Raw genomic sequence first — 22,336 nt, 5'->3', positions numbered from 1 at the left:
GCCTATCGAATTTCTTAATAATAGTGTCCAATATGATTGACAAACCTACATATCTATTAATAAAAAAGTAACGGTGTTATTATGAGAGCTATCGTTTTTGTTGTGCTTTAACGGTCACGGAGATGTTGAACTGTCAAAAAATGAATGCCATATGTATCAAAAAAACTACCGCTTGTGCAGATATATTTGACTTTTGTTCGGCTTTACTTTAGGCATAAAAATGCCCCCTTTCGTTAGCTTCAATTTCGGCATATTTATATTATACCACATCGTCTAACAAAAGAGGGTCAGTTCAAAATGTGCGAGTTCTTTTTTTATGTAGCAGATATATAAAATACAGTTATATTTCAATATAATCCCAAAGCTCGGAAACAAGTTTCTCTGTAAAGCCCTTGCACAAAAGAAGCTCGTTAGGGCTTTCGTAATAGGATATAAGCTCACGAAGTTCTATGACAGCATTCGCCTTGTCCATATCAATTAGCAGCTTGTCTGATATCTCCCGAGCGTCAGCCTTGTTTATGTTCACTTTCTGTCTGACTTTCTCAGTAGTTTCAGCCGTTGTAACAGTTTGCTCCTCTGTGGCCGGAGGCTCTGTTACAGTATCAGCAGGGATTTCTGTTTGAACAGGCTGAGTTTCTGCGGCTTTCGTTTCCTGCGGCATATCATGGTAGTCTGCACTGTCAACATAAAAATAGCCTTTGAGAAGTGCAAGTGTAGAGTTTCCGATGCCGTTTACTTCAAGAAGCATATCCATGTTGCTGATAACACCAACTCTGTCACGATATGCTATTATCCTGTCGGCTGTTACCTCGCCTATGCCGCTCACCGCCATGAGCATTTCCTTGTCAGCCTTGTTTATGTCAGCAGGAAAGCTGTATTCCTCTTTTGTTTCAGCAATACTGCTTGTGACGGCTTTTGATGACGTTGTTTTTCTGGTGGTGTGTGCCTTTGTATTCTTGCTAATGACCTTTTCACTGCCTGAATTGTCCACCTTGTCAGCCTGAGAGCTGTCAGCAGGAGGTGTGAGTATCACCACATCATCACGCTGTGGTCTGTTAACAAGTGCAGAAGCGATCGCTGTAGTAATGGCGATCGCAACTGCGATTACGCCTACAAAAAGTTTTATTCTGCTTGTTTTTGCTTTTGAAGCATCATTTTCTGTCACATTCGATTTTTCGTCTTTGTTGCTGTCTAACTTGCTGTCCATAATTGGTTATTTTTCTGCAAGCATTTCGTTGAGATTTTCCACCATTTCTGACATCTTCGCTCTTGTGATGTCCGGAACATTTGCAAATGTAACAAGGGTTCTCAGTGGCATATCTCTTATCATTGCTTCCATCATTTCCTTTGCAGAAGCGCCAAGATCGTCGGAAGCCGCGTCGCCAAAACCGCAGTTTATTCGGCTTAAAATGTCCTCGAACATAGCTCTGCCCTCTGGGATAGAATTTATCTCGCCACAGGTGGTGTTCAAGGTGAAATGCACTGGGAGTTTTGTATCGGAAGATACATAAACAGAAGTCGAAAGTCTGATATCTCTTGAAGAAGAGCCTGCCTCGATAATAAACTCACCATATTCAACGAACCAATCGTGTATATCAGGCTCGTAGTATGCAAATGAACGCTTATCAAGGTGGAACACAGCCTTTTTGGTCTCGCCAGCTTTAAGGAAAAGCTTTTCAAAGCCCTTAAGCTCACGGACAGGTCTGCGCACTGAGCTTTCCTTGTCGGAAACGTAAAGCTGAACGATCTCCATACCGTCTCTGTCGCCTGTGTTTGTTACGTCCACCATGACCGTCAGGGTCTTGTCGTCTTTTATCTCGTTTTCTGAAACAGTAAGATTGCTGTATTCAAAGGTTGTGTATGAAAGTCCGTGACCAAATGGGAACAGTGGCTTTATGCCCTTTTCATCATAATATCTGTAGCCCACGAAAATTCCCTCGGCATAGTCAACATCGTCCATATTTCCCGGGAAATTAAGATAAGACGGATTATGTGAAAGCTTTTCAGGGAAAGTTTCCGCAAGCTTTCCGCTAGGGTTAGCTTCGCCAAAAAGCAGAGCCTTTTCAGCAGTGCCGATGTTCTGTCCGCCAAGATACATTTCAAGTATGCCCTTCACCTTATCTGCAAACGGCATTTCAACAGCCGAGCCGTTGTGGAGAACGATAACAACGTTTTCATTTACCTTAGCAACTTCATCAATAAGCTTGAGCTGACAATCAGGCATTCTCATATGCTTTCTGTCAAAGCCCTCAGACTCAAAGCTTTCGGGCAGACCTGCGAAGATAACGGCAACATCGCTGTTTTTGGCAAGCTCCACAGCTTCATCGAGAAGCTCGTCAACAGTTTCGTCACGGTCGGTGACGAAGCCCCGTGTGTATGTGATATTATCCATGCCCTTGACTGCTTCAAGAGCAGAAGTCACCTTAAATGAATTTATGTGAGAGCTTCCGCCACCCTGATAACGTGGCTTGTCGGCAAATTCGCCAATGAAAGCTATCTTTGCAGACTTGTCAAGCGGCAGTATCTTATCATCATTTTTGAGCAGTACCGCACATTCGGACTCTATCTTGCCTGCAAGTTCATGCTGTTTTTCTTTATCCCACTTTGTTGCAGGGGCATAGCCGTCCTCGGCTTTCTGAATAAGCGTAAGCACGTTTCTCACAGCCTTGTCAAGGTCTTTCATTGAAAGCGTGCCGTTGTTTACGGCTTCTATGATAAGCTCGTCATTCTTGCCGTTGCTGGTAGGCATCTCAAGGTCAAGACCTGCGGCAACGCCAAGAGGTCTGTCATCAACTGCGCCCCAATCGCTAACTACAAGTCCATCATAGTCCCATTCGTTTCTGAGTATATCAGTGAGCAGAAGCTTGTTCTGCGAGGAATATTCGCCGTTTATGCGGTTGTATGAACACATCACTGTCCAAGGCTTTGCTTCCTTGACTGGTGTTTCAAAGGCACTTAAATATATCTCATGGAACGTTCTCTCATCAACGTTGGCAGAATAGCTCATACGTCTTGTTTCCTGATTGTTCATGGCAAAGTGTTTAAGAGAAGTTCCTACGCCCTTGCTCTGGACGCCCTTTATGTGTGCTGTGGCAAGCTGTGAAGCAAGATAAGGGTCTTCTGAAAAGTATTCAAAGTTTCTGCCGCAAAGTGGTGAACGCTTTATGTTACAGCCAGGGCCAAGTATAACGGAAACGTCCTCAGCCTGACACTCCTCGCCAAGAGCCTTGCCGAGAGTTGTAAGCAGCTTTCTGTCAAAAGAGCAGGCAAGTGCGCAGGCACATGGGAAGCATACTGCCTTGATAGCTTCGTTAGGATTGTCTGTATCATCACGCATTTTTCTAAGTCCGTGAGGGCCGTCAGACACCATTATACTTGGTATATCCAGCCTTTTTATTTCCTCAGTGTGCCAGAAGTCAGAGCCTGAGCACAATGAAGCTTTTTCTTCAAGTGTGAGTTCCTTCAAAATCTTGTCTATGTTCATTGTGAAAACCTCTTTTCTATAAAACTATAGTTTGATTGTAACACAATTTTCTATGAAATTCTATATATTTTGTGCATATTTTACATAAAGTTAATATTATCTTCGATTAGTTTGGTAAGAGCCACCCTGAAATCCTCGTCCTGCTGTTTGGTGCGCTTTGGCGGACCTTTGAGCCTGCCACCGCTTCTGCGTATCTTCTTTGCAGTATGTCTTGATAGAAGCAGTGCATCAATGTTGGAGCTGTCATATATCCTGCCGTTCTGATCCAGAGCAAGGACGTTTCTTGCAAGACACATTGCCGCAAGCCCATAATCCTGCGTCACGGCAATATCGCCCTTTAGAGCGATGTTCACAAGCTTCATGTCTGCACTGTCTGCACCCTTGTCGACAGTTATCACCTGTGCATAGTCAGAACTGAAAATATGCGAGCTGTCGCAAACTATGATACATTCAAGCCCATGGCTTTTGCTTATAGAAACTGCGATATTCGTAACAGGACAGCCGTCAGCGTCTATAAGTATCCTCACGCCTTGCCACCTTCTATATAAAATGTAGATTCCATATCTGCAATGTGGGTCGCCAGTGCGAGAGGATACATTTCAAGGGCAAGACCGATACTGTTCTTGTTTTCTTCTCCTGAAAAGCCCATGTGCCAGCGTATAGCCATGGCTTCCTCACGGGTCAGTCGCATATAGCTGCTTACTATGTAGACCGACTTTTCGCCGTGACCATATGGCAGTGTTTCGTGAAATTCATAGTATGGGACTTTCTCCCACACGCCCTGTTCGTTCTTGGCGTTGCGGTAGCTTACTCTGTAAAGATTTACCTTGCAGATGTCATGGAGCAGTGAAACGATAGCAATGCTCTCGTCAGAGTATTCCATGTTGTAATCTTCCTTTACACGCTCACGCTCCAGATAGCTTTTCAGGCACTCATAAACGTGTATGCTGTGTTCGCACAAGCCACCCTCGTATGCTCCGTGGTATCTTGTAGAAGCAGGTGCAACAAAGAAGTCGCTGTTTTCTGAAAGCAGATAATTGAGCAGCTTTTCCGAACCCGGGCGCTTTATGTTTTCCGTGTAGATCTCAACGAATTTGTCTTTAAGTTCTGTTACCTTTGACATAGTTGACCTCCTGTAAAAATATTATATTATGATAAGCTTTAGCGTTTTAGTTTTACCAAACTAATTATAACATATTTTTTGTAAGATTAACAGTACTTTTCGCTAATTTTTGCATTTGCTATTGCTTTTTCATGCAAAATATGCTATGATATATTATATTTATGTGGATATGGTTTGGAAAAATATAAGAAATTTAATGACTTTTAACAAATGAGAATGAAAGGAGTTGCTTATACATGTGCGGAATAGTAGGCTATGTGGGAAAAAAGGATTGTACAAAGGTGCTGCTTGACTCACTGTCAAAGCTTGAATACAGAGGTTATGACTCAGCAGGAATAGCTGTTTTTGAGAACGATGCTATCAAGACAAAAAAGACAAAGGGCAGACTTGCTGACCTTGAAGAAAAGCTTAAAAGAGAGGGCTGGCTCAACGGTACTTGCGGTATAGGTCACACACGCTGGGCTACACACGGCGAGCCGTCTGATATAAATTCACACCCTCACGGAAATGCGAATATTTCTATCGTTCATAATGGTATCATTGAAAACTACAGAACTATCAAGGATTTTCTGCTGAAAAAGGGATATATCTTTGAATCTCAGACAGATACAGAAACAGTTGCAAAGCTGCTTGATTATTATTATGAGGGCGACCCTATGGCGACAATACAGAAGGTTCTTGCTGAGATAGAGGGTTCATATGCTTTGGGTATCATATTCAAGGATTTCCCAAGAAGAATATATGCAGTAAGAAAGGATTCTCCTCTTATCGTTGCAGTTGGCGAGGACGAAGCTTTTATAGCTTCTGATGTGCCTGCAATACTGAAATATACGAAGAATTACTATCTTCTTGACGAGAACGAGATAGCTGTTCTTGACGACGGCAAGGTGGAGTTCTTTGACGTTCACGGAATGCCAGTTGAGAAAGAGATGCTCGTTGCTGACTTTGATATGGAAGCCGCTGAGAAGGGCGGATATGCTCACTTTATGCTCAAAGAGATTCACGAACAGCCAACAGCTATAAAAACAACTATCACACCAAGAATAGTTGACGGTATGCCAAACCTTGAAGAGTGTGGTCTTACATATGACAGACTCAAGGGCTATAACAACATCTTCGTTGTTGCCTGCGGTACTGCAATGCACGCAGGTCTTGTGGGCAAGTATGTGCTTGAAAAGATCGGCAGGATACCTGTCACGGTGGATATGGCTTCTGAGTTCAGATACAGAGATCCTATCATTGCAAAGGGAGATCTTGTTATTCTTGTTTCACAGTCAGGTGAAACAGCCGACACTCTCGCAGCCCTTAGAATGGCTAAGGAGAGGGGTGCTGAAACACTTTCTATCGTAAACGTAAAAGGCTCGTCTATCGCAAGAGAGTCTGATATGGTGCTTTACACCCATGCAGGCCCTGAGATATCTGTAGCTTCCACAAAGGCATATATCGTTCAGCTTTCTGTATTCTATCTACTGAGCTTTGCTATAGCATACGCTCACGGAGCTATCTCAAAAGAGGAGTGCATGAGACTTACAGCAGAGCTTCAGAACGTTCCTAATATGCTTGAAGTTGTTCTTAAAACACCTGATAATTGTCAGTATGTTGCTTCACAGCTTGTAAACAAGGAAAATCTTCTTTATATCGGCAGAGGTCTTGACTATGCGCTTTCTATGGAAGGCTCACTGAAGCTTAAAGAGATATCATATATCCATTCTGAATCATATGCCGCAGGCGAGCTTAAGCATGGCACTATCTCACTGGTAACAAACAATATGCCTGTTATCGCAGTTGCAACACAAAGAGAGCTTCTTGACAAGACCATAAGCAACGTCAAGGAGGTCAAGGCAAGAGGAGCATACGTTGTCCTTGTTACTCACGGATATATCAACGTTGACGATGAGGTGGCAGATTATAAGATCGGTCTGCCGACAATAGACGATCTGCTCATGCCTATGCTGACAGTGGTTCCTTTGCAGCTTATCGCTTACTATACCTCAGTTCTCAGAGGCAATGACGTTGATAAGCCGAGAAATCTTGCAAAATCAGTTACAGTTGAATAAAATGCAGGGCAATCCGCAAAGGGTTGCCCTTGCTGTTTGAAAAGGAGTTTATTATGAGCAAATACAGATACTTTGTTTTCGATTTTGACCTTACTCTTGCAGACTCTTCCGAGGGCATTTTGGAGTGCTTTAAGCACGTTTTGAAAGAGTTTGGTTATCCGCCAAAGGACGACAGGACAATCTACAACACCATAGGTATGACCCTTGTTGACGCTTTCGACCTGCTGACAGATATGCCTGACAATCCTCAGCGTGAGGATATGCGCAAGGCATATGTAAAAAAGGCAGACGAGGTAATGGTAAAGAAAACATATTTTTATGACGATACTATCGCAATCTTGCAGACCTTGCAGAACGCAGGGGTAAAAGTCGGCATAGTTTCCACGAAATATCGCTATAGGATAGTCAATACTTTCAATGAGCAGGCAGGCTCTTTTCCTGTAGATATCATAGTTGGCGGCGAGGACGTCACAAGGGCAAAGCCTGACCCGCAGGGACTTGACCTGATAATAGAGCGTTTCGGTGCGGATAAATCGGACGTGCTTTATATAGGCGACAGCTACATCGACGCTGAAACTGCACTCAATTCAGGGGTGGATTTTGCAGGAGTAACAACTGGCTCTACCACTAAGGAAGATTTTGAAAAATATCCTCATATCTATATCGGCTCGTCACTGTTGGACATATTTCAGAATATATAAATTTTAAGTAAATATAATTTTAAATAAATGTGAAAAACTATTGCTATTTACGGAGCTTGATGTTATAATATAATTTGATGTACTATGTTAAGTACCAAGCGGATAACATAAATATTATTATATGAAAGGACGGGTATGCTATGATAAAAAGCATGACCGGTTTCGGCAGAGAGCATATCGTGGCAAACGGCAGAGAGATAATCGTTGAGATACGCTCTGTAAACCACAGATATTATGAATTTACTTCGAGAACTCCGAGAGCCTACGGCTATCTTGATGAAAAGCTGAAAGGCTTTCTTAAAAGCGGTATTTCCCGTGGTAAGGTAGAGGCGTCTGTTTCTATCTATAATCAGGAGGGTACTGACGCTGAGATAGAGCTTAACAAGGCTGTGGCAAAGGGCTATCTTGACGCACTGAGAGGTGCGGCTGACGAGCTTGACCTTGATGACGATATCACACTGTCACATATCATGAAGCTTCCTGATGTGTTCACAGTTGTGAAGAAAACAGATGATGAGGAAGTGATCTGGAACGAGGTCAAGGACGTGGCTCAGGTGGCGTTGGACAGATTTGTTCAGATGCGTGAAACTGAGGGCGTCAAGATGTATGACGATATCAGCGGCAGACTTGATTATATCGAGGAAACTGTGGGCAAGATAGAAGATCAGTCACCTAGCGTTACTGAAAGCTACAGAGAAAGACTTTATGCAAAGATAAAGGAAACTCTCGGCGATAAGGACATAGACGAGCAGAGGATACTTACAGAAGTGGCTATTTTCGCCGATAAGGTGGCAATAGACGAGGAAACAGTAAGGCTCAGAAGCCATATCTCACAGTTCAGAGGGCTTATCAAGTCGGACGAGCCTGTGGGAAGAAAGCTTGACTTCCTTGTGCAGGAGCTTAACCGTGAGGTGAATACTATCGGCTCAAAGGCTAACGATCTCACTATCACAAAAATGGTGGTGGATCTTAAGGCTGAGATCGAAAAGATCAGAGAGCAGATACAGAATATCGAATAACGGCGGTGTGAGATATGCAGCTTATTAATATCGGTTTTGGAAATATGGTGTCCTCCGCAAGGGTCATTGCCATAGTTTCCCCTGAGTCTGCGCCTATAAAGCGTATCATTCAGGAAGCTAAGGATAAGGGTACTCTTATAGACGCCACCTACGGCAGAAGAACAAGAGCGGTGCTTATTATGGACAGCGACCATGTGGTGCTGTCGGCAGTTGCACCTGAAACTGTAGGCGGACGTGCCGCTGTTGACGAGGAGGACGATGACAATGTATAAGAACAATGCAAAGCTGTTTGTTATATCAGCTCCCTCAGGCTGCGGCAAGGGAACTATACTTGCAGAGGTCTTTAAAAACAGAGATGTGTTCTATTCTATATCCTGCACTACAAGAAAGCCCAGAGAGGGCGAAAAGGACGGCGTTCACTATCATTTTATAAGCGATGACAGCTTTAAGAAAATGATAGACAGCGGTGAATTTCTTGAACACGCAGGCTATGTTGGTCATTATTATGGAACACCAAAAAAGCCTGTTCTCGCTAATCTTGAGCAGGGCAGAGATGTTATACTTGAAATTGAAACTAACGGTGCTTTTCAGGTGAAAAAAGCCTTTCCTGAAGCTGTGCTGATGTTTATACTTCCACCGTCTGTTAAGGAGATAGACAGACGGCTTAGAAAGCGTGGAACTGAGTCTGACGATGTTATTGCTGACCGTGTAAGTCAGGCTGCCGGTGAGATCGGCAAAGCCGGCGGTTATGATTATGTGATAATGAACGACGGACTAGAGGACGCTGTGGAAGATTTTGTTGCAGTTATGAACTCCGTGAAAGCCGAGGACGGCAAGGCGGATAAATTCAGATCAGAAAATGATGATACAAAGAAATTAATTGACGAGGTGCTTAATTATGATGCTTAGACCGGCCGTAAGCCAGATTTTGAAGAACAATGAAAGCTATTATTCTCTAGTTATTGCAGTTGCAAAGAGAGCAAGAGAGATCACGAGCGACGCTTTTGACAACAAGCTGGTGCTTGATGAAAAGCCAGTAAAGACAGCAGTTGACGAGCTTTATAATGGCGAATACAAGATAATCGAGGATCCAAGCCTCAGAAAATAATCGAGGCTTTTTATGGGGAGGTGTACGGCTGTGCGTGGAGTTTTTATCGTGGCAAAGGTTGCAATAAGCCGTGCATCATACAGCTTTGACGCACTGTATAGCTATAGTGTGCCGGAGGAGCTGGCTCAGAAAGTGAAAAGCGGAGTGCGTGTGCTTGTGCCTTTTGGCAGAGGAAACCGCAAAGCCGTAGGATTTGTTGCGAGAACGTATACGGAAGCCGAGTATAACGATAAGCTGAAGCCTGTTATTTCAGTGGTGGACGGGGAAAGCCTTGTTACCGAGGAAATGATGAGGATAATAATGTGGCTGAAAGAAAACACTTTCTGCACCTATTATGACGCTTATAAATCCGTTGTGCCTACAGGCTTTTCCTACACTTTTTCACAGCATTACAGCCTTGTCAATACCTACATTGACGAGGATACTTTAAATGAAGATGAGAAAAATGTGGTGGACTTTCTCCGATGTGCAAAAAGTCAGAGGGAGATAGACAGCTTTCTTGACGTGCATAATGACGCACGAAAGAAGAAAACTGTGGATTCTCTTGTGGATAAGGGCTATGTTGAGATCAGCGACGCTTTGAAAAGAAAAGTCGGTGATGAGAATGTCAGCATGGTAAGGCTTTCTGACGAGTATGTGTCAGGGGAGATACAGACCACTCTTACCCCGAAGCAGACCCTTGTGGTGAAGCTTCTTGAGGAGGGTGGCTGTGCCTCTGTGAAAGAGGTCTGCTATATGACCAACTGCACTTCAAGCATATTAAAAAGGCTTGCTGATAAGAAAGTTATCGTGCAGTATAAATACGAGGTCATGCGTGACGCCATAGGAGAGCTTGGCGAAAGGCAGGATCCTGACGATATCAAATTAAATGATGAACAATCAGCGGCATATGAGGGCATAATGGGGCTTATAAAAGCTGAAAAGCCTGCGGGTGCGCTGCTTTACGGCGTTACGGGAAGCGGCAAGACGTCTGTGTTCATAAAGCTTATAAAAAGCGTTATGGATATGGGAAAAACGGCTGTCATGCTTGTGCCTGAAATATCACTTACACCACAAATGCTCGGCAAATTCAAGTCACTTTTCGGTGATAAGATAGCCGTTATGCACTCGTCATTGTCGTTGGGACAGCGTACAGACGAGTTCAAACGTGTAATGCGTGGAGAAGCAAGAATAGTTATCGGCACAAGAAGTGCAATATTTGCTCCTGTCACCAACGTGGGAATAATCATCATGGACGAAGAGGGCGAGCCGTCATATAAGTCGGACTCAACGCCTAGATACCATGCACGAGATGTTGCCATACAGCGGTGCGGATATAATAACTGCGTGCTGTTGATGGCTTCTGCAACACCGTCTTTGGAGAGCTTTTATTTCGCTCAAAAGGGCAGATATCACTTGTTTGAGCTTAAAAACAGATATTCAAAGTCGCCCCTGCCGGCAGTTGAGATTGTCGATATGCAGGAGGAAGCGGCAGAGGGCAATGACAGCTTGCTTAGCCGTGTTATGTGTGATAAACTTACAGAAGTGCTTGCGAAAAAAGAGCAGGCTATCCTGCTTTTGAACAGACGTGGCTATACAACGTATATCACTTGCATGGACTGCCGTCAGCCTGTGGCTTGCCCAAACTGCAATATACCCCTGACCTATCACAAGAAAAACGATCGGTATATGTGCCACTACTGCGGATATACCATGGATAATATAGAGCACTGTCCACAGTGCGGCTCACAGCGGCTCAAATCAAGCGGTGTGGGAACTCAGCGTGTGGAGGACGAGCTTGAAAGGCTTTTTCCGCAGGCAAGGCTTCTGCGAATGGACGCTGATACCACTTCTTCAAGATATTCCTATGAGGAGAATTTCAAGGCGTTTGAGAAAGGCGAGTATGATATAATGCTCGGCACTCAAATGATAGCAAAGGGACTGAATTTTCCAAATGTCACAATGGTGGGGGTCATATCCCTTGACAAGGCACTGTTCACAGGGGATTTTCGCAGCTATGAGAGAACATTTTCACTGCTCACTCAGGTGGCAGGAAGAAGCGGCAGAGGAGATAAACTAGGGGTCGCATACATTCAGACCTTTGTGCCTGACCATTATGTGCTGAACCTTGCGGCAGAGCAAAATTATGATGAGTTTTATAAAGAGGAGATAGCCTTGAGAAAGTCGCTGACATATCCGCCTTTTTGCGATATATGCGTCATAGGCTTTTCGGCACCCCTTGAAAGCAAGGTAATAGGTGCTTCACGCTGGGTGACTCAGCTTATAAAAGAGTATATCTCACAGCATAGGGTGAATTTTCCCCTCAGAGCGTTAGGTCCTGCACCATGCACATTTGAAATGATAAATAATCGCTACAGATACAGACTTATCCTGAAAACACGCAATACTGCGGATTTTCGTGATATGATAAAGCACGTTCTGGGCGAGTTCTATAAAAATAAAGATTATCAGACAGTTCGTATCTATGCCGACATAAATGGCGATATCGGGCTTTAAGAAAGGATAGTTAAATAAATGGCACTCAGAAAAATACTTAATAAGAGCGACGAGATTCTTCACAAGGTCTGCAAGCCTGTTACAGAATTTGACGACAAGCTTGGTCAGCTTCTTGACGATATGACAGAAACCCTGAAAAACGCCAACGGAGTTGGTCTTGCAGGTCCACAGGTGGCAAAGCTGAGAAGAGTGGTCGTTATAATAATCGACGATAAGGTTTACGAGCTTATCAACCCTGAGATAACATGGCAGAGCGAGGAAAAGCAGAGAGTTCTGGAGGGCTGTCTTTCATGCCCGAACGAGTGGGGCTATGTTACAAGACCTATGAGAGTTAAGTTCAAGGCGCAGGACAGACACGGCAAGTGGTACGAAATGGAAGTATCAGAGCTGTTTGCACAGTGCGTTTGCCATGAGCTTGCACACCTTGAGGGTCATCTGTTTACTGAGATAGTTGAAGAATTTGTAGAGGTCGAGGACTAATGAAAATAATCTTCATGGGTACGCCTGATTTTGCCGTACCAACGCTGAAAAAGCTTTATGACAGCGGATATGAGGTGCAGGCTGTTTTCACTCAGCCTGATAAGCCAAAGGGCAGAGGCTATAAGCTTACTCCGCCCCCTGTAAAGGTGCTTGCGCAGGAGCATGACACAACAGTTTATCAGCCGCAAAGCCTTAAAAAAGACGGCGAGGAGTATGTTAAAATTATCAATGACCTTGCCCCTGATTGTATCGTAGTGGCGGCTTATGGCAAAATGCTCCCTAAGTCGGTGCTTGATATACCAAGGCTTGGATGTGTGAACGTCCATGGCTCACTGCTTCCTAAATATCGTGGAGCAGGTCCGATACAGTGGGCTGTGCTTAATGACGAAGCTGAAACTGGAATTACAACGATGCTTATGGGCGAGGGCATGGATACGGGAGATATCCTTGTGGAAAAGGCTACACCTATTGGCGAGAACGAAACAGCCGCTGAACTTTTTGACAGACTTGCTGAAATGGGCGCAGAGGTGCTTGTTGATACCCTTGAAAAGCTTGATAAGGGCGAGATAACCCCTGTTAAGCAGGACGAGAGCCTTGCGACTTATGCACCAATGCTCTCAAAGGAGCTTTGCCCTATAGATTTCACAAAGCCTGTGAGAAAGATACACAAGCAGATATGTGGTCTGTCTGATTGGCCATGCGCTACTACAGTGCTTGAGGGCAAAAGGCTGAAAGTATATAGATCTGAGATAGCTTCCACAAAGCCTTGCGGAAAGCCTGTGGGCACTGTGGTGGATAACAGCAATTTCTCTGTTGCCTGCTCAGACGGAGTCATAAGATTTACTCAGGTGCAGGCTGAAGGCTCAAAGAGAATGGATACCGCTGATTTTCTCAGAGGCAGACATATCGAGAACGGCACTGTGCTGGGATAATTCGGAGGAACTATGGGAAACGCCAGAAAAACGGTTTTAAGGCTGCTTACAAGGCTGGAAAACAGCGGCTCATATTCAAATATACTTCTTGACGAGGGTCTTGAAAGGTCAGACCTTTCACCTCAGGACAAGAAATTCGCCGCAGCGCTTTTCTACGGCGTTTTGGAAAGACAGATAACTCTTGATAACATTATTCGGGAATATTCACGCAACCCTAAGAATAAGCTTGGTACTGAGGTCAGAGTTATACTGAGAATGGGTCTTTATCAGCTTTTGTATATGGACTCTGTTCCTGACAATGCGGCTGTGGACGAGTCTGTGAAGCTTGCAAAGAAAAACAGAAATCCTGCGGCAAGCGGATTTGTGAACGCAATGCTAAGGGAGTTTATAAGAAGCGACAAAAAGCTTCCAAAGGGCAGAAATGCTACCGAGGAGCTTTCTATAGAATACTCCGCACCTGTATGGCTGACGGAGAAGTGGACAAGGGAATACGGTAAGGACATCTGCCTTGAAATGCTGAAAACATCTGTGGGACAGGCACCTGTCACCGCAAGAGTGAACACGGTCTTTCATTCTCTTGAAAGCACACTGGATATGCTCGCTGAGGAGGGCATTACCTTTGAAAGGCTGTCCGTCCTGCCTGATTGCATAAGGATATGCGGTGCAGGAGCAGTGGAGCATACTAAGGCTTACAAAGAGGGCAGGATACACGTTCAGGATCTTTCGAGCCAGCTTTGCTGTGCGGCGCTTGATCCTAAGGAGAACGATACAGTTCTCGATCTTTGTGCCGCACCTGGTGGAAAGACCTTTACAATTGCCGAGCGTATGAACAACAAGGGCAGAGTGCTTGCTTTTGATCTGCATAGAAATCGTGCAGGGCTTATTGAAAGCGGTGCCAAAAGGCTTGGGCTTGACTGCATAAGGGCAGGTGTCAACAATGCGAAGGTCTATGACGATAAAATGCCAAGGGCCGACAAAGTGCTTTGCGACGCACCCTGTTCGGGGCTTGGTGTAATAAGAAGAAAACCTGAGATAAAGTATAAAGAACCCTCAGATTTCGACAGGCTTCCCGAAATACAGTATGATATACTGAAAACGTCGGCGGAGTATGTAAAAGCAGGCGGAACGCTGGTGTATTCTACCTGCACGCTGTCAAGGGCGGAAAATGATGAGGTGGCAGACAGATTTTTGGCTGAACACCCTGATTTTGAGCCTGCACCGCTAGGCAGGGCTTTCGGCAGCGACAGCGGTCTTTGCAGAATGTCTATCACACCTGCAAAATATAATTCAGACGGATTTTTTATTGCTAAGTTTATCAGGCTGAGGTGATCTTTTGGTAGCATTTGATGATAATGGAAAAATAGATATATTGGGGCTTCTGCCTGACGAGCTGGAAGCCGAGATACTAAAGCTTGGAGAAAAGAAGTTCCGTGCAGGGCAGATATTTGATTGGCTTCATGTAAAGCGAGTGTCAAGTTTTGATGAAATGACTAATCTATCTGTACAATTACGGAATCTGCTTAATGAAAAATTTTGTTTAAAATCACTATTTGTGTCAAAAAAGCTTGAATCTCATACCGATAATACTGTAAAATATCTATATGAGCTTGAGGACGGAAATCATGTGGAATCCGTAATAATGGAATACAACTACGGAAACACCATTTGCGTGTCAACTCAGGTGGGTTGCAAAATGGGCTGTCGCTTTTGTGCGTCAACTATTGCAGGCTTCAAGCGTGATCTGACTTCTTCGGAGATTCTGGGACAGATATACGCTTCTGAGCGTGACAGCGGAAGAAAGATATCAGGCGTGGTGCTTATGGGAATAGGCGAGCCTATGGATAACTTTGATAATGTGGTGAATTTCCTTGAAGTGCTGTCCTGTCCAAAGGGCTTTAATATGTCGCTAAGGCACGTTTCAGTGTCTACCTGCGGCATTGTGCCGAGGATATATGAGCTTGCAGAGAAAAAGCTGGGCATAACATTGTCTATCTCTTTGCACGCTTCCAATAATAAGAGCAGGAGCGAGATAATGCCTGTTAATGACAGGTATGATATCAACGAGCTTCTTGCCGCCTGCCGATACTATTTTAAGGTAACAGGCAGGAGAATTTCTTTTGAATATGCTTTGATAGACGGGCATAACGATTCTATGGAGGACGCAAGGGAGCTTGCGGAGCTTCTGGGCGGATTTGTCTGTCATGTGAATATAATCCCTGTTAATAAGATAAAGGAGCGTAATTATCATTCTGACAGAAAGTCAGCCAACAGATTCAGAGGATATCTGGAGAAGCTTGGGATAAACGCTACTGTGAGGCGGACCTTGGGTGCGGATATAGACGCTGCCTGCGGTCAGTTAAGACGAGAATATGAGATCTGATAAAAGGTGGTGAATCGCTTGTTTATAGCGTCTGATACAGACATCGGAAAAAAACGCAGTGAAAATCAGGACAGAGTGCATGCTGAATTTCTTGCTGACAATGTTGCCGTTGCGGTGGTCTGTGACGGTATGGGCGGAGCGTCATCAGGCGGAGTTGCCAGTCAGCTTGCCATTGACGCAGTAGTAAAACGTATCAAGGAAAATTTCCGAAAAGATATGAAACCAAATTCCATAAGAAATCTTATGCTCACTTCAGTGCATTATGCAAATACGATCGTGTATGGCAAGAGCAAGGAGGATATTGACAAAAACGGCATGGGTACTACCTGCGTTGCGGCATTGGTGGTGGATAAGACCGTCTATATGGTGAGCGTGGGCGACAGCCGTGGATATCTTCTTACCAAGGACGGTATAGCTCAGATAACCACTGACCATACTTATGTGGAAATGCTGTATAGGTCGGGTCAGATAACCAAAGAAGAAGCGAAAAATCATCATATGAGAAACGTTATCACAAAGGCTGTGGGCGTTGAATCAGATGTTGAGGTCGATTATTTCGAGCTTGAAGAAAATGATAATTTTGCGGTGCTGCTTTGCTCTGACGGTCTGACCAATTATTGCACAGACAATATGATATATGAAACTGTGTTTGGCAATAATCTTGACGAGGCTATAAAACAGCTTATTGCTTTCGCAAACGAATGCGGCGGTAAAGATAATATTACTGCTGCGGTAATAGCAAATTAATGGAATGACAATAAAACATGAATAATATAGGAGTTGAATTACATGGATTCTAATATCGGCAAAAAGCTAGACGGCAGATATGAGATAACCGAGCTTATCGGCGTGGGCGGAATGGCTGACGTTTATAAGGCAGTTGACGTTATGGAAAACCGTACTGTTGCAGTAAAGATACTTAAGCCTGAGTTTTCACAGAACGAGGAATTTCTCAGACGCTTCAGAAACGAGAGCAAGGCTATCGCTGTACTTTCTCACCCTAATATCGTAAAGATATATGACGTGGGATTTTCTGACGAGATACAGTTTATCGTTATGGAGTATATCGACGGCATCACCCTTAAAGAGTTTATCGAGCAGCAGGGCGTGCTTAGGTGGAAAGACGCTTTGCACTTTGTAACTCAGATACTCCGTGCTTTACAGCACGCTCATGACAAGGGTATCGTTCACAGAGATATCAAACCGCAGAACATAATGCTTTTCCCTGACGGAACTATCAAGGTCATGGATTTTGGTATCGCAAGATTTTCAAGGATCGACGGAAAGACACTTTCTGACAAGACTATCGGTTCTGTTCACTATATCTCGCCTGAGCAGGCAAGGGGCGATATGACAGATGAAAGATCTGACATATACTCTGTAGGCGTAATGCTCTATGAGATGCTCACAGGCAGAAAGCCTTTTGACGGTGAAAACCCTGTGGCTATCGCTCTCAAGCATATGCAGGAGGATCCGGTTCCCCCAAGAGAGATCATGCCTTCTATCCCGGAGGCTCTTGAAGAAATAGTTATGCACGCTATGGAGAGAGATCCTGCAAGACGTTATCAGTCAGCAGCAGAGATGATAAAGGATATAGACACGTTCAAGCTCAATCCATCTGTTGTTTTCGGATATAAAAACAGCCCTGTTCCTATCCCTGTGGCTGATAACAATAACAAATATTTTGACGATGAGCATAGTGAGAACTATGACGACGATGAAGAATATGAGGACGATGACGAAGAAAACGATGACGAGGAAGAAGAGGAAGAAAAGAAGCGTTCTTACGTTGTTCCGATACTCCTTGCTGTGACAGTTGCGGTAGTTATCATTGCAGCGTTCGTTATCGTAGGAGTTGTATTCAAGTCATTCAGCGGTTCAAACGGTATGCACACAGGCACAGTTACACTGCCAAACTTTGTGGGCAAGAATATCGTTCAGGTTGAGCAGGATTATAAAGATAAGCTTAAATTTGATATCACCGAAGAGTATAATGACCAGTATGACGAGGGAATAATCACATTCCAGGGTCAGGCAGCAGGAAAGTCTGTTAAGGAAGGCTTCACGGTCACACTTACTGTAAGTAAGGGCAAAAAAATGGCAACTATCCCTGACATGGTGAAGAAAGACGGCACTGTGGCTGAAAGCGAGCTTAAGGCTGCAGGATTTATGGTCGTTAAGAGAGATATATGGTCTGAGGATATAGCTTCAGGTCTTGTTGTGAAAACACAGCCGGCAGCAGGCGAGCAGTATGCCGTAGGTGCGACTGTTGCTTTGTTTGTAAGTAAGGGCCCTGTTGAAACAAGAGTCAAAGTACCAAGCGTTGTAGGTCTTACAGAAGAAAAGGCAGTTGCAATGCTCAAGGAGAACAAGCTCAAGGCTGAGGTCAAGGAGATCGAGCATGAGGGCGATAAGGGCAAGGTCATCGAGCAGGATACAGACGAAGGCACATATGTTGAGCGTGACACAACTGTTACTATTTACGTTTCGACCGGAGAAACTTCACCTGTTGAGGTAACATTCTCACTGCCACTTCCAAGTGGTATCCACGGCTCATATTCTATAGACATCTACAATAACGGCAACGTTGCATATACACAGAAGATCGGTAGTGGAGAATCTGTTGCAGGCGGTTCTGTAAATATAACTGTAAAGGGCAAGAAGACAGAAACTCTGACTATCTTCATCACAAATGACGAAAATCAGCAGAAGTGCCGTTATGCAGTATATGACATAGATTATGATAAGCAGACAGCTACTCTTAGCGGAAGCCTGAATGAAAGCGGTCTGATCGACATTACTCCGACAACGACCACAACAACTACAACTACGACCACAACAACTACTACAACTACCACTACTGAAGCACCTGCACCGGAGCCTCAGGAGCCAGACGAGCAGGGTCAGTAGTTCATGAATGGAATAATCGTTAAAGCTATCGGAGGCATCTACTATGTAGAAGCCTCCGACGGCATTTATGAATGTAAGGCAAGAGGAGTATTCAGAAGAAAGAACATTTCTCCTGTAGGCGGCGACAGAGTTGAATTTTCATTGGAGGACGACGGAAGCGGAGTTATCGAGAAGATAGAGGAAAGACGCTCATTGCTTATAAGACCGCCTCTTGCAAATCTTGATATGCTTGTGTTCGTTTCGTCTACCTGCGAACCAAGACCTAATCTGCTGTTGCTTGATAAGTTTATTGCAATAGCTGTTTTCAAAAAAATAGAGCCTGTGGTAGTCTTTACAAAGATAGACAAGGAAAGCTGTGACGAGCTTGTGGACATATACAAGGGCGCAGGGATAAAGACCTTTCAGGTAGACAATACCACCGGCGAGGGCAGTGAAGCTGTTAAGGCAGTGCTGGAGGGCAAGCTGTCGGCATTTACAGGAAACACGGGCGTTGGCAAATCGTCACTGCTCAATAATATGTTCCCTGCATTGGGGCTTGCCACCAACGAGATAAGCAAAAAGCTTGGCAGAGGAAAGCACACCACACGCCATGTAGAGCTATACAAGCTGGAGTGCGGTGGGTATATTGCCGATACCCCTGGTTTTTCGTCGTTTGATACCAACAGATATGATATTATTTTCAAGGACAAGCTTGCAGGCTGTTTTCCTGAGTTTCAGAAATACGAGGGCAAGTGCAGATTTCCTGATTGCAGCCACACAAAGGAAAAGGGCTGTGCGGTCATAGAGGCGGTAAAAAATGGCGAGATCGCAAAGTCAAGGCATGAAAGTTATGTGGAAATGTACGAGCAGGCAAAGCAGCTTAAGGAGTGGGAATACAAAAATGACTAAGAAATGCACTATCTTTTCAGGCGGTGAAGCGGTATCGGCTCAGTGTGTGGCAGAATACAAGAGTTTTATCGACGATTCTCTTGTGATATCTGCAGACAAGGGCTATAAGCTTGCACAGGCAGTGGGCGTAAAGTCGGACATTATTATGGGTGACTTTGATTCTGCTGAAAAACCTGTTTTTGATAATATCGAGATCTTCCCCTCAGAAAAGGACGATACCGACCTTATGCTTGCCATAAAGCAGGGCTTTGAGTCGGGTTGTGATGATTTTCTCATATTCGGTGCAACAGGCGGACGAGTAGACCACTTACTTGGAAATATCCAATCTCTGGGATATATTTTATCTTGTGGCGGTGAGGGAATGATAGCCGCAGATAGGGAGATAATTCGGCTTTATCGTGCAGGCAGTTACAGGATATATGACCGTGAGGGCTTTTCGTTCTCGCTGGTGGCATATACCGATAAGGTAGAGGGTCTAACCATAAAGGGTGCGAAATATGAAGTAGAGGACTGTCTGCTGACCAATGCTTTCCCGCTTGGCATATCAAACGTGGTGAAAGGCTTTGATGGGCAGGATAGAAAATACGCTGAGATATCATTCAAAAGTGGCTATCTGCTGTCAGTACAGTCAAAAATGGTAACCGATTTTTGATTTTTGAATAATATAAACTATAACTATTCGGGAGGTAATACTTATGAAAGTTGTAGTTGTAAAAAGTCCAAAGGTCATATCGGGCTTAATGAGGCTTATTTTCAAGATCAAAAAGGAAGAAGAATAGGATAACTGGCGGTACTCGTGTGAGTGCCGTCAATTTTTTTTTGCTATAGCAGAAAAGCTCTTAGATCACAGGAACGATCTAAGAGCTTTTTTTATTTTGTTATGTTATGATTCATCATGATGTGCTTTTGACGGCAAAATTACGTTATTCGTATAACGATAAATAACTATTTTACGATACTTTTTAAGCTTTGCTCTGTCGAATTTCGTCAAATCCTCTATTTTACGAAAATATTCAATTATCTTGTTGCAATTCTATTGCGGAAAGCAAGAGTGTAGGAAGCCCTAATACGGCTTATGACATGAAGAAATAAAAGAAATGTGACTGATTGGTAGATAAACGGACAAAAAAATAAAATCGGACTTCAAAAAAGCCCGATTTTACGATGATTTCTGGTGCCGCTAACCGGACTTGAACCGGTACGGGTTTTACCCCGAGGGATTTTAAGTCCCTTGTGTCTGCCTATTCCACCACAGCGGCATGTAAGATATATTATAACACTTTTTTTGCAAAATGTCAACGCTTTTTTGCAAATTATAAGTTGTTAAACAGAAATAAATGGTAATTGTGGAATGACAACGGTGTTTATTTTAAATCTTTTTGCCTTGAAACTGAAAATCTGTAGATAAATACAGATATCAAAGCGGTGACGACTTCTGTTATCCAGAATGCGTTCCATACGCCTGTTGGTCCCGTGAGCTTGCAGAGGAAGAACGCAAGTGGCAGTATTATCGCAATAAATCTGCACAGAGATATCATAAGCGACGGAATGCCCATGCCAAGCCCCTCCAGCGCACCTGATGATGTGACAGATACAGCGGAGATAACAAAGCCGATACAAATAAGGCGCAGTGCTGTTTTGCCTATGGCGATAGTGTCAGCGTTTTCCGTGAAAAGCCCTATGAGCTTGGCTGGGAAAAGCGCGCATATGATAGTTCCTGCCGCCAATATCACACCTGTCATGTAAAGAACAATGCGGTAAATTTTCTTCACACGCTCCTTTTCGCCTGCTCCGTAGTTAAAACTGATAACTGGTCGCATACCCTGAATAACACCATTTGCGGGTAGATAAAGAAAGGTCTGGAGCTTGTAGTAAATTCCAAGAACAAGCACATAGCTTTGTGAATATGCCGCAAGTATGCCGTTGAGGGCGGATATGAGAAGTGACGGCAGTGCAAGATTAAGTGTTGCAGGAATGCCTATGGAATACATCTTTGCGATTATCATGCCGTCAGGACGCTTGTGTTTTGTGGAAAGCTTAACAGGAAGCTCACAGCGAAGATATGCTATTATGTATATGACAAGGGTCAGCACCTGACCGATACCAGTGGCGAGTGCCGCACCCTTTATACCCATTTCAGGAAAAAATCCAACGCCAAAAATAAGCAGAGGGTCAAGGATTATGTTTGCGATACAGCCGCAGAGCATACTGAACATTGATATCTTCATTCTGCCGACAGATTGGAATATCTTCTCAAATGCAATGGCAAGCATTAATGCAGGAGAGAATGTAAATACAATGTTGCAATACTGCACGCCAAGATCTACAACGTTTTTATTACTTGTGAACATAGACAGAAATGCAGGCATTATAAGTATACATATTATCATTAGCACAATACCATGCAAAGCCGAAAGGGCAAGTCCCTGAGTTGCGGCAATATCAGCCTTTTCCTTTCTGCCTGCACCAAGATATATGGCAATGACCGCATTGATGCCGATACCAAAGCCGATAGCAGTGGCACTTATAAAATTCTGCACAGGGAACACCAGTGAAAGCGATGTCATTGCGTCCTCGCTTATCTTTGCCACGAAAAAGCTGTCAATGATGTTGTAAAGAGAGTTTACAAGCATTGATATCACCATTGGCAGGGACATTGAAAGCAGAAGAGGGAAGATCGGTCTTGTTTTCATGAAATCACTGTTCATTTATTTTTTTACACTCCTTTGTCTGTGGGCAGAAAAAAAGCCGCACAGCC

At 44.0% G+C, this 22,336-nt stretch carries 20 protein-coding genes and 1 tRNA gene; 15 read left to right on the top strand and 6 right to left on the bottom strand.

Going from position 1 to position 22,336, the window contains the following annotated elements; genetic code table 11:
- Nucleotides 1-340: 340 nt before the first annotated feature.
- From DWW81_RS09225 to DWW81_RS09210, 4 genes are all read right to left on the bottom strand, one after another.
- Nucleotides 341-1,207 carry a helix-hairpin-helix domain-containing protein gene (locus DWW81_RS09225; RefSeq protein ID WP_117897515.1) on the bottom strand — a complete coding sequence of 289 codons (867 nt, stop codon included), beginning with the start codon at nucleotides 1,205-1,207 and terminating at the stop codon, nucleotides 341-343.
- A gap of 6 nt (nucleotides 1,208-1,213) precedes the next feature.
- The gene (locus DWW81_RS09220; protein ID WP_117897514.1) at nucleotides 1,214-3,484 is read right to left on the bottom strand and encodes a glycoside hydrolase family 3 C-terminal domain-containing protein; all 2,271 of its coding nucleotides are present in this window, start codon (nucleotides 3,482-3,484) and stop codon (nucleotides 1,214-1,216) included.
- 80 nt (nucleotides 3,485-3,564) lie between these two features.
- Nucleotides 3,565-4,011, bottom strand: coding sequence for a YaiI/YqxD family protein (locus tag DWW81_RS09215; protein WP_117865411.1), 447 nt, complete (start codon nucleotides 4,009-4,011; stop codon nucleotides 3,565-3,567).
- Nucleotides 4,008-4,607, bottom strand: coding sequence for a hypothetical protein (locus DWW81_RS09210; RefSeq protein ID WP_022287838.1), 600 nt, complete (start codon nucleotides 4,605-4,607; stop codon nucleotides 4,008-4,010). Before DWW81_RS09210 ends, DWW81_RS09215 begins: the two co-directional genes overlap by 4 nt.
- A 236-nt stretch (nucleotides 4,608-4,843) precedes the next feature.
- On the opposite strand from DWW81_RS09210, the gene glmS reads away from it, so the two are divergent.
- The 15 genes from glmS to DWW81_RS09135 all read left to right on the top strand — a co-directional run bounded on the left by glmS (nucleotide 4,844) and on the right by DWW81_RS09135 (nucleotide 20,230).
- Complete coding sequence (glmS, locus tag DWW81_RS09205; RefSeq protein WP_117877600.1) at nucleotides 4,844-6,664, top strand: glutamine--fructose-6-phosphate transaminase (isomerizing); 1,821 nt, start codon at nucleotides 4,844-4,846, stop codon at nucleotides 6,662-6,664.
- 53 nt (nucleotides 6,665-6,717) lie between these two features.
- On the top strand, nucleotides 6,718-7,365 hold the full coding sequence (locus DWW81_RS09200) for an HAD family hydrolase (RefSeq protein WP_117897513.1): 648 nt from the start codon (nucleotides 6,718-6,720) through the stop codon (nucleotides 7,363-7,365).
- 140 nt (nucleotides 7,366-7,505) lie between these two features.
- A complete protein-coding gene (locus tag DWW81_RS09195; protein ID WP_022287841.1) occupies nucleotides 7,506-8,384 on the top strand; it encodes a YicC/YloC family endoribonuclease in 879 nt (292 codons plus the stop codon).
- Between the two features lie 14 nt (nucleotides 8,385-8,398).
- Entirely contained in the window at nucleotides 8,399-8,656 is a 258-nt protein-coding gene (locus tag DWW81_RS09190; RefSeq protein ID WP_022287842.1) for a DUF370 domain-containing protein, read from the top strand.
- Nucleotides 8,649-9,293 (top strand): guanylate kinase, encoded by a 645-nt coding sequence (gene gmk, locus DWW81_RS09185; RefSeq protein ID WP_022287843.1) that lies wholly within the window; start codon nucleotides 8,649-8,651, stop codon nucleotides 9,291-9,293. Before DWW81_RS09190 ends, gmk begins: the two co-directional genes overlap by 8 nt.
- Nucleotides 9,283-9,492, top strand: coding sequence for a DNA-directed RNA polymerase subunit omega (gene rpoZ, locus DWW81_RS09180; protein WP_022287844.1), 210 nt, complete (start codon nucleotides 9,283-9,285; stop codon nucleotides 9,490-9,492). The genes gmk and rpoZ overlap by 11 nt, the downstream gene beginning before the upstream one ends.
- Nucleotides 9,493-9,522: 30 nt before the next feature.
- Nucleotides 9,523-11,988: a primosomal protein N' gene (gene priA / locus DWW81_RS09175; RefSeq protein ID WP_242989596.1), complete on the top strand. Its 2,466-nt coding sequence runs from the start codon at nucleotides 9,523-9,525 to the stop codon at nucleotides 11,986-11,988.
- Between the two features lie 18 nt (nucleotides 11,989-12,006).
- Nucleotides 12,007-12,468 (top strand): peptide deformylase, encoded by a 462-nt coding sequence (gene def, locus DWW81_RS09170; RefSeq protein WP_022287846.1) that lies wholly within the window; start codon nucleotides 12,007-12,009, stop codon nucleotides 12,466-12,468.
- Nucleotides 12,468-13,400, top strand: coding sequence for a methionyl-tRNA formyltransferase (gene fmt, locus DWW81_RS09165; RefSeq protein ID WP_117897511.1), 933 nt, complete (start codon nucleotides 12,468-12,470; stop codon nucleotides 13,398-13,400). Before def ends, fmt begins: the two co-directional genes overlap by 1 nt.
- A 12-nt stretch (nucleotides 13,401-13,412) precedes the next feature.
- Nucleotides 13,413-14,729 (top strand): 16S rRNA (cytosine(967)-C(5))-methyltransferase RsmB, encoded by a 1,317-nt coding sequence (gene rsmB, locus DWW81_RS09160; RefSeq protein WP_117897510.1) that lies wholly within the window; start codon nucleotides 13,413-13,415, stop codon nucleotides 14,727-14,729.
- A 4-nt stretch (nucleotides 14,730-14,733) separates the two neighbouring features.
- A complete protein-coding gene (gene rlmN, locus DWW81_RS09155; protein ID WP_022287849.1) occupies nucleotides 14,734-15,780 on the top strand; it encodes a 23S rRNA (adenine(2503)-C(2))-methyltransferase RlmN in 1,047 nt (348 codons plus the stop codon).
- 18 nt (nucleotides 15,781-15,798) lie between these two features.
- Complete coding sequence (locus tag DWW81_RS09150; protein WP_022287850.1) at nucleotides 15,799-16,527, top strand: Stp1/IreP family PP2C-type Ser/Thr phosphatase; 729 nt, start codon at nucleotides 15,799-15,801, stop codon at nucleotides 16,525-16,527.
- Between the two features lie 42 nt (nucleotides 16,528-16,569).
- Entirely contained in the window at nucleotides 16,570-18,690 is a 2,121-nt protein-coding gene (gene pknB / locus DWW81_RS09145) for a Stk1 family PASTA domain-containing Ser/Thr kinase (RefSeq protein WP_117897509.1), read from the top strand.
- Nucleotides 18,691-18,693: 3 nt separating this feature from the next.
- Nucleotides 18,694-19,578: a ribosome small subunit-dependent GTPase A gene (gene rsgA / locus DWW81_RS09140; protein WP_117897508.1), complete on the top strand. Its 885-nt coding sequence runs from the start codon at nucleotides 18,694-18,696 to the stop codon at nucleotides 19,576-19,578.
- A complete protein-coding gene (locus DWW81_RS09135) occupies nucleotides 19,571-20,230 on the top strand; it encodes a thiamine diphosphokinase (protein ID WP_181979634.1) in 660 nt (219 codons plus the stop codon). The genes rsgA and DWW81_RS09135 overlap by 8 nt, the downstream gene beginning before the upstream one ends.
- A 520-nt stretch (nucleotides 20,231-20,750) precedes the next feature.
- On the opposite strand, the gene DWW81_RS09125 is transcribed toward DWW81_RS09135, so the two are convergent.
- Together DWW81_RS09125 and DWW81_RS09120 are read right to left on the bottom strand one after the other, a co-directional pair.
- A tRNA-Leu gene (locus DWW81_RS09125) sits at nucleotides 20,751-20,837 on the bottom strand.
- 105 nt (nucleotides 20,838-20,942) lie between these two features.
- Nucleotides 20,943-22,286, bottom strand: a complete 1,344-nt coding sequence (locus DWW81_RS09120; RefSeq protein ID WP_117897507.1) for an MATE family efflux transporter — start codon at nucleotides 22,284-22,286, stop codon at nucleotides 20,943-20,945.
- Between the last annotated feature and the right edge of the window lie 50 nt (nucleotides 22,287-22,336).

The sequence above is a fragment of the Ruminococcus sp. AF17-1AC genome, assembly GCF_003461385.1.
Lineage (GTDB): Bacteria > Bacillota > Clostridia > Oscillospirales > Ruminococcaceae > Hominimerdicola > Hominimerdicola aceti.
Note: the sequence above shows the minus strand (reverse complement) of the source record. Positions and strands in the feature narration are given on the sequence as shown.

Bases quoted from the DNA above. Each gene is read 5' to 3' on its own strand.
- pknB (WP_117897509.1), top strand. From the start codon at position 16,570: ATGGATTCTAATATCGGCAAAAAGCTAGACGGCAGATATGAGATAACC.
- DWW81_RS09210 (WP_022287838.1), bottom strand. From the start codon at position 4,607: ATGTCAAAGGTAACAGAACTTAAAGACAAATTCGTTGAGATCTACACG.
- DWW81_RS09225 (WP_117897515.1), bottom strand. From the start codon at position 1,207: ATGGACAGCAAGTTAGACAGCAACAAAGACGAAAAATCGAATGTGACA.
- gmk (WP_022287843.1), top strand. From the start codon at position 8,649: ATGTATAAGAACAATGCAAAGCTGTTTGTTATATCAGCTCCCTCAGGC.
- fmt (WP_117897511.1), top strand. From the start codon at position 12,468: ATGAAAATAATCTTCATGGGTACGCCTGATTTTGCCGTACCAACGCTG.
- def (WP_022287846.1), top strand. From the start codon at position 12,007: ATGGCACTCAGAAAAATACTTAATAAGAGCGACGAGATTCTTCACAAG.
- rsmB (WP_117897510.1), top strand. From the start codon at position 13,413: ATGGGAAACGCCAGAAAAACGGTTTTAAGGCTGCTTACAAGGCTGGAA.
- glmS (WP_117877600.1), top strand. From the start codon at position 4,844: ATGTGCGGAATAGTAGGCTATGTGGGAAAAAAGGATTGTACAAAGGTG.
- rsgA (WP_117897508.1), top strand. From the start codon at position 18,694: ATGAATGGAATAATCGTTAAAGCTATCGGAGGCATCTACTATGTAGAA.
- DWW81_RS09190 (WP_022287842.1), top strand. From the start codon at position 8,399: ATGCAGCTTATTAATATCGGTTTTGGAAATATGGTGTCCTCCGCAAGG.
- DWW81_RS09220 (WP_117897514.1), bottom strand. From the start codon at position 3,484: ATGAACATAGACAAGATTTTGAAGGAACTCACACTTGAAGAAAAAGCT.
- DWW81_RS09200 (WP_117897513.1), top strand. From the start codon at position 6,718: ATGAGCAAATACAGATACTTTGTTTTCGATTTTGACCTTACTCTTGCA.
- DWW81_RS09135 (WP_181979634.1), top strand. From the start codon at position 19,571: ATGACTAAGAAATGCACTATCTTTTCAGGCGGTGAAGCGGTATCGGCT.
- DWW81_RS09195 (WP_022287841.1), top strand. From the start codon at position 7,506: ATGATAAAAAGCATGACCGGTTTCGGCAGAGAGCATATCGTGGCAAAC.
- rpoZ (WP_022287844.1), top strand. From the start codon at position 9,283: ATGATGCTTAGACCGGCCGTAAGCCAGATTTTGAAGAACAATGAAAGC.
- DWW81_RS09120 (WP_117897507.1), bottom strand. From the start codon at position 22,286: ATGAACAGTGATTTCATGAAAACAAGACCGATCTTCCCTCTTCTGCTT.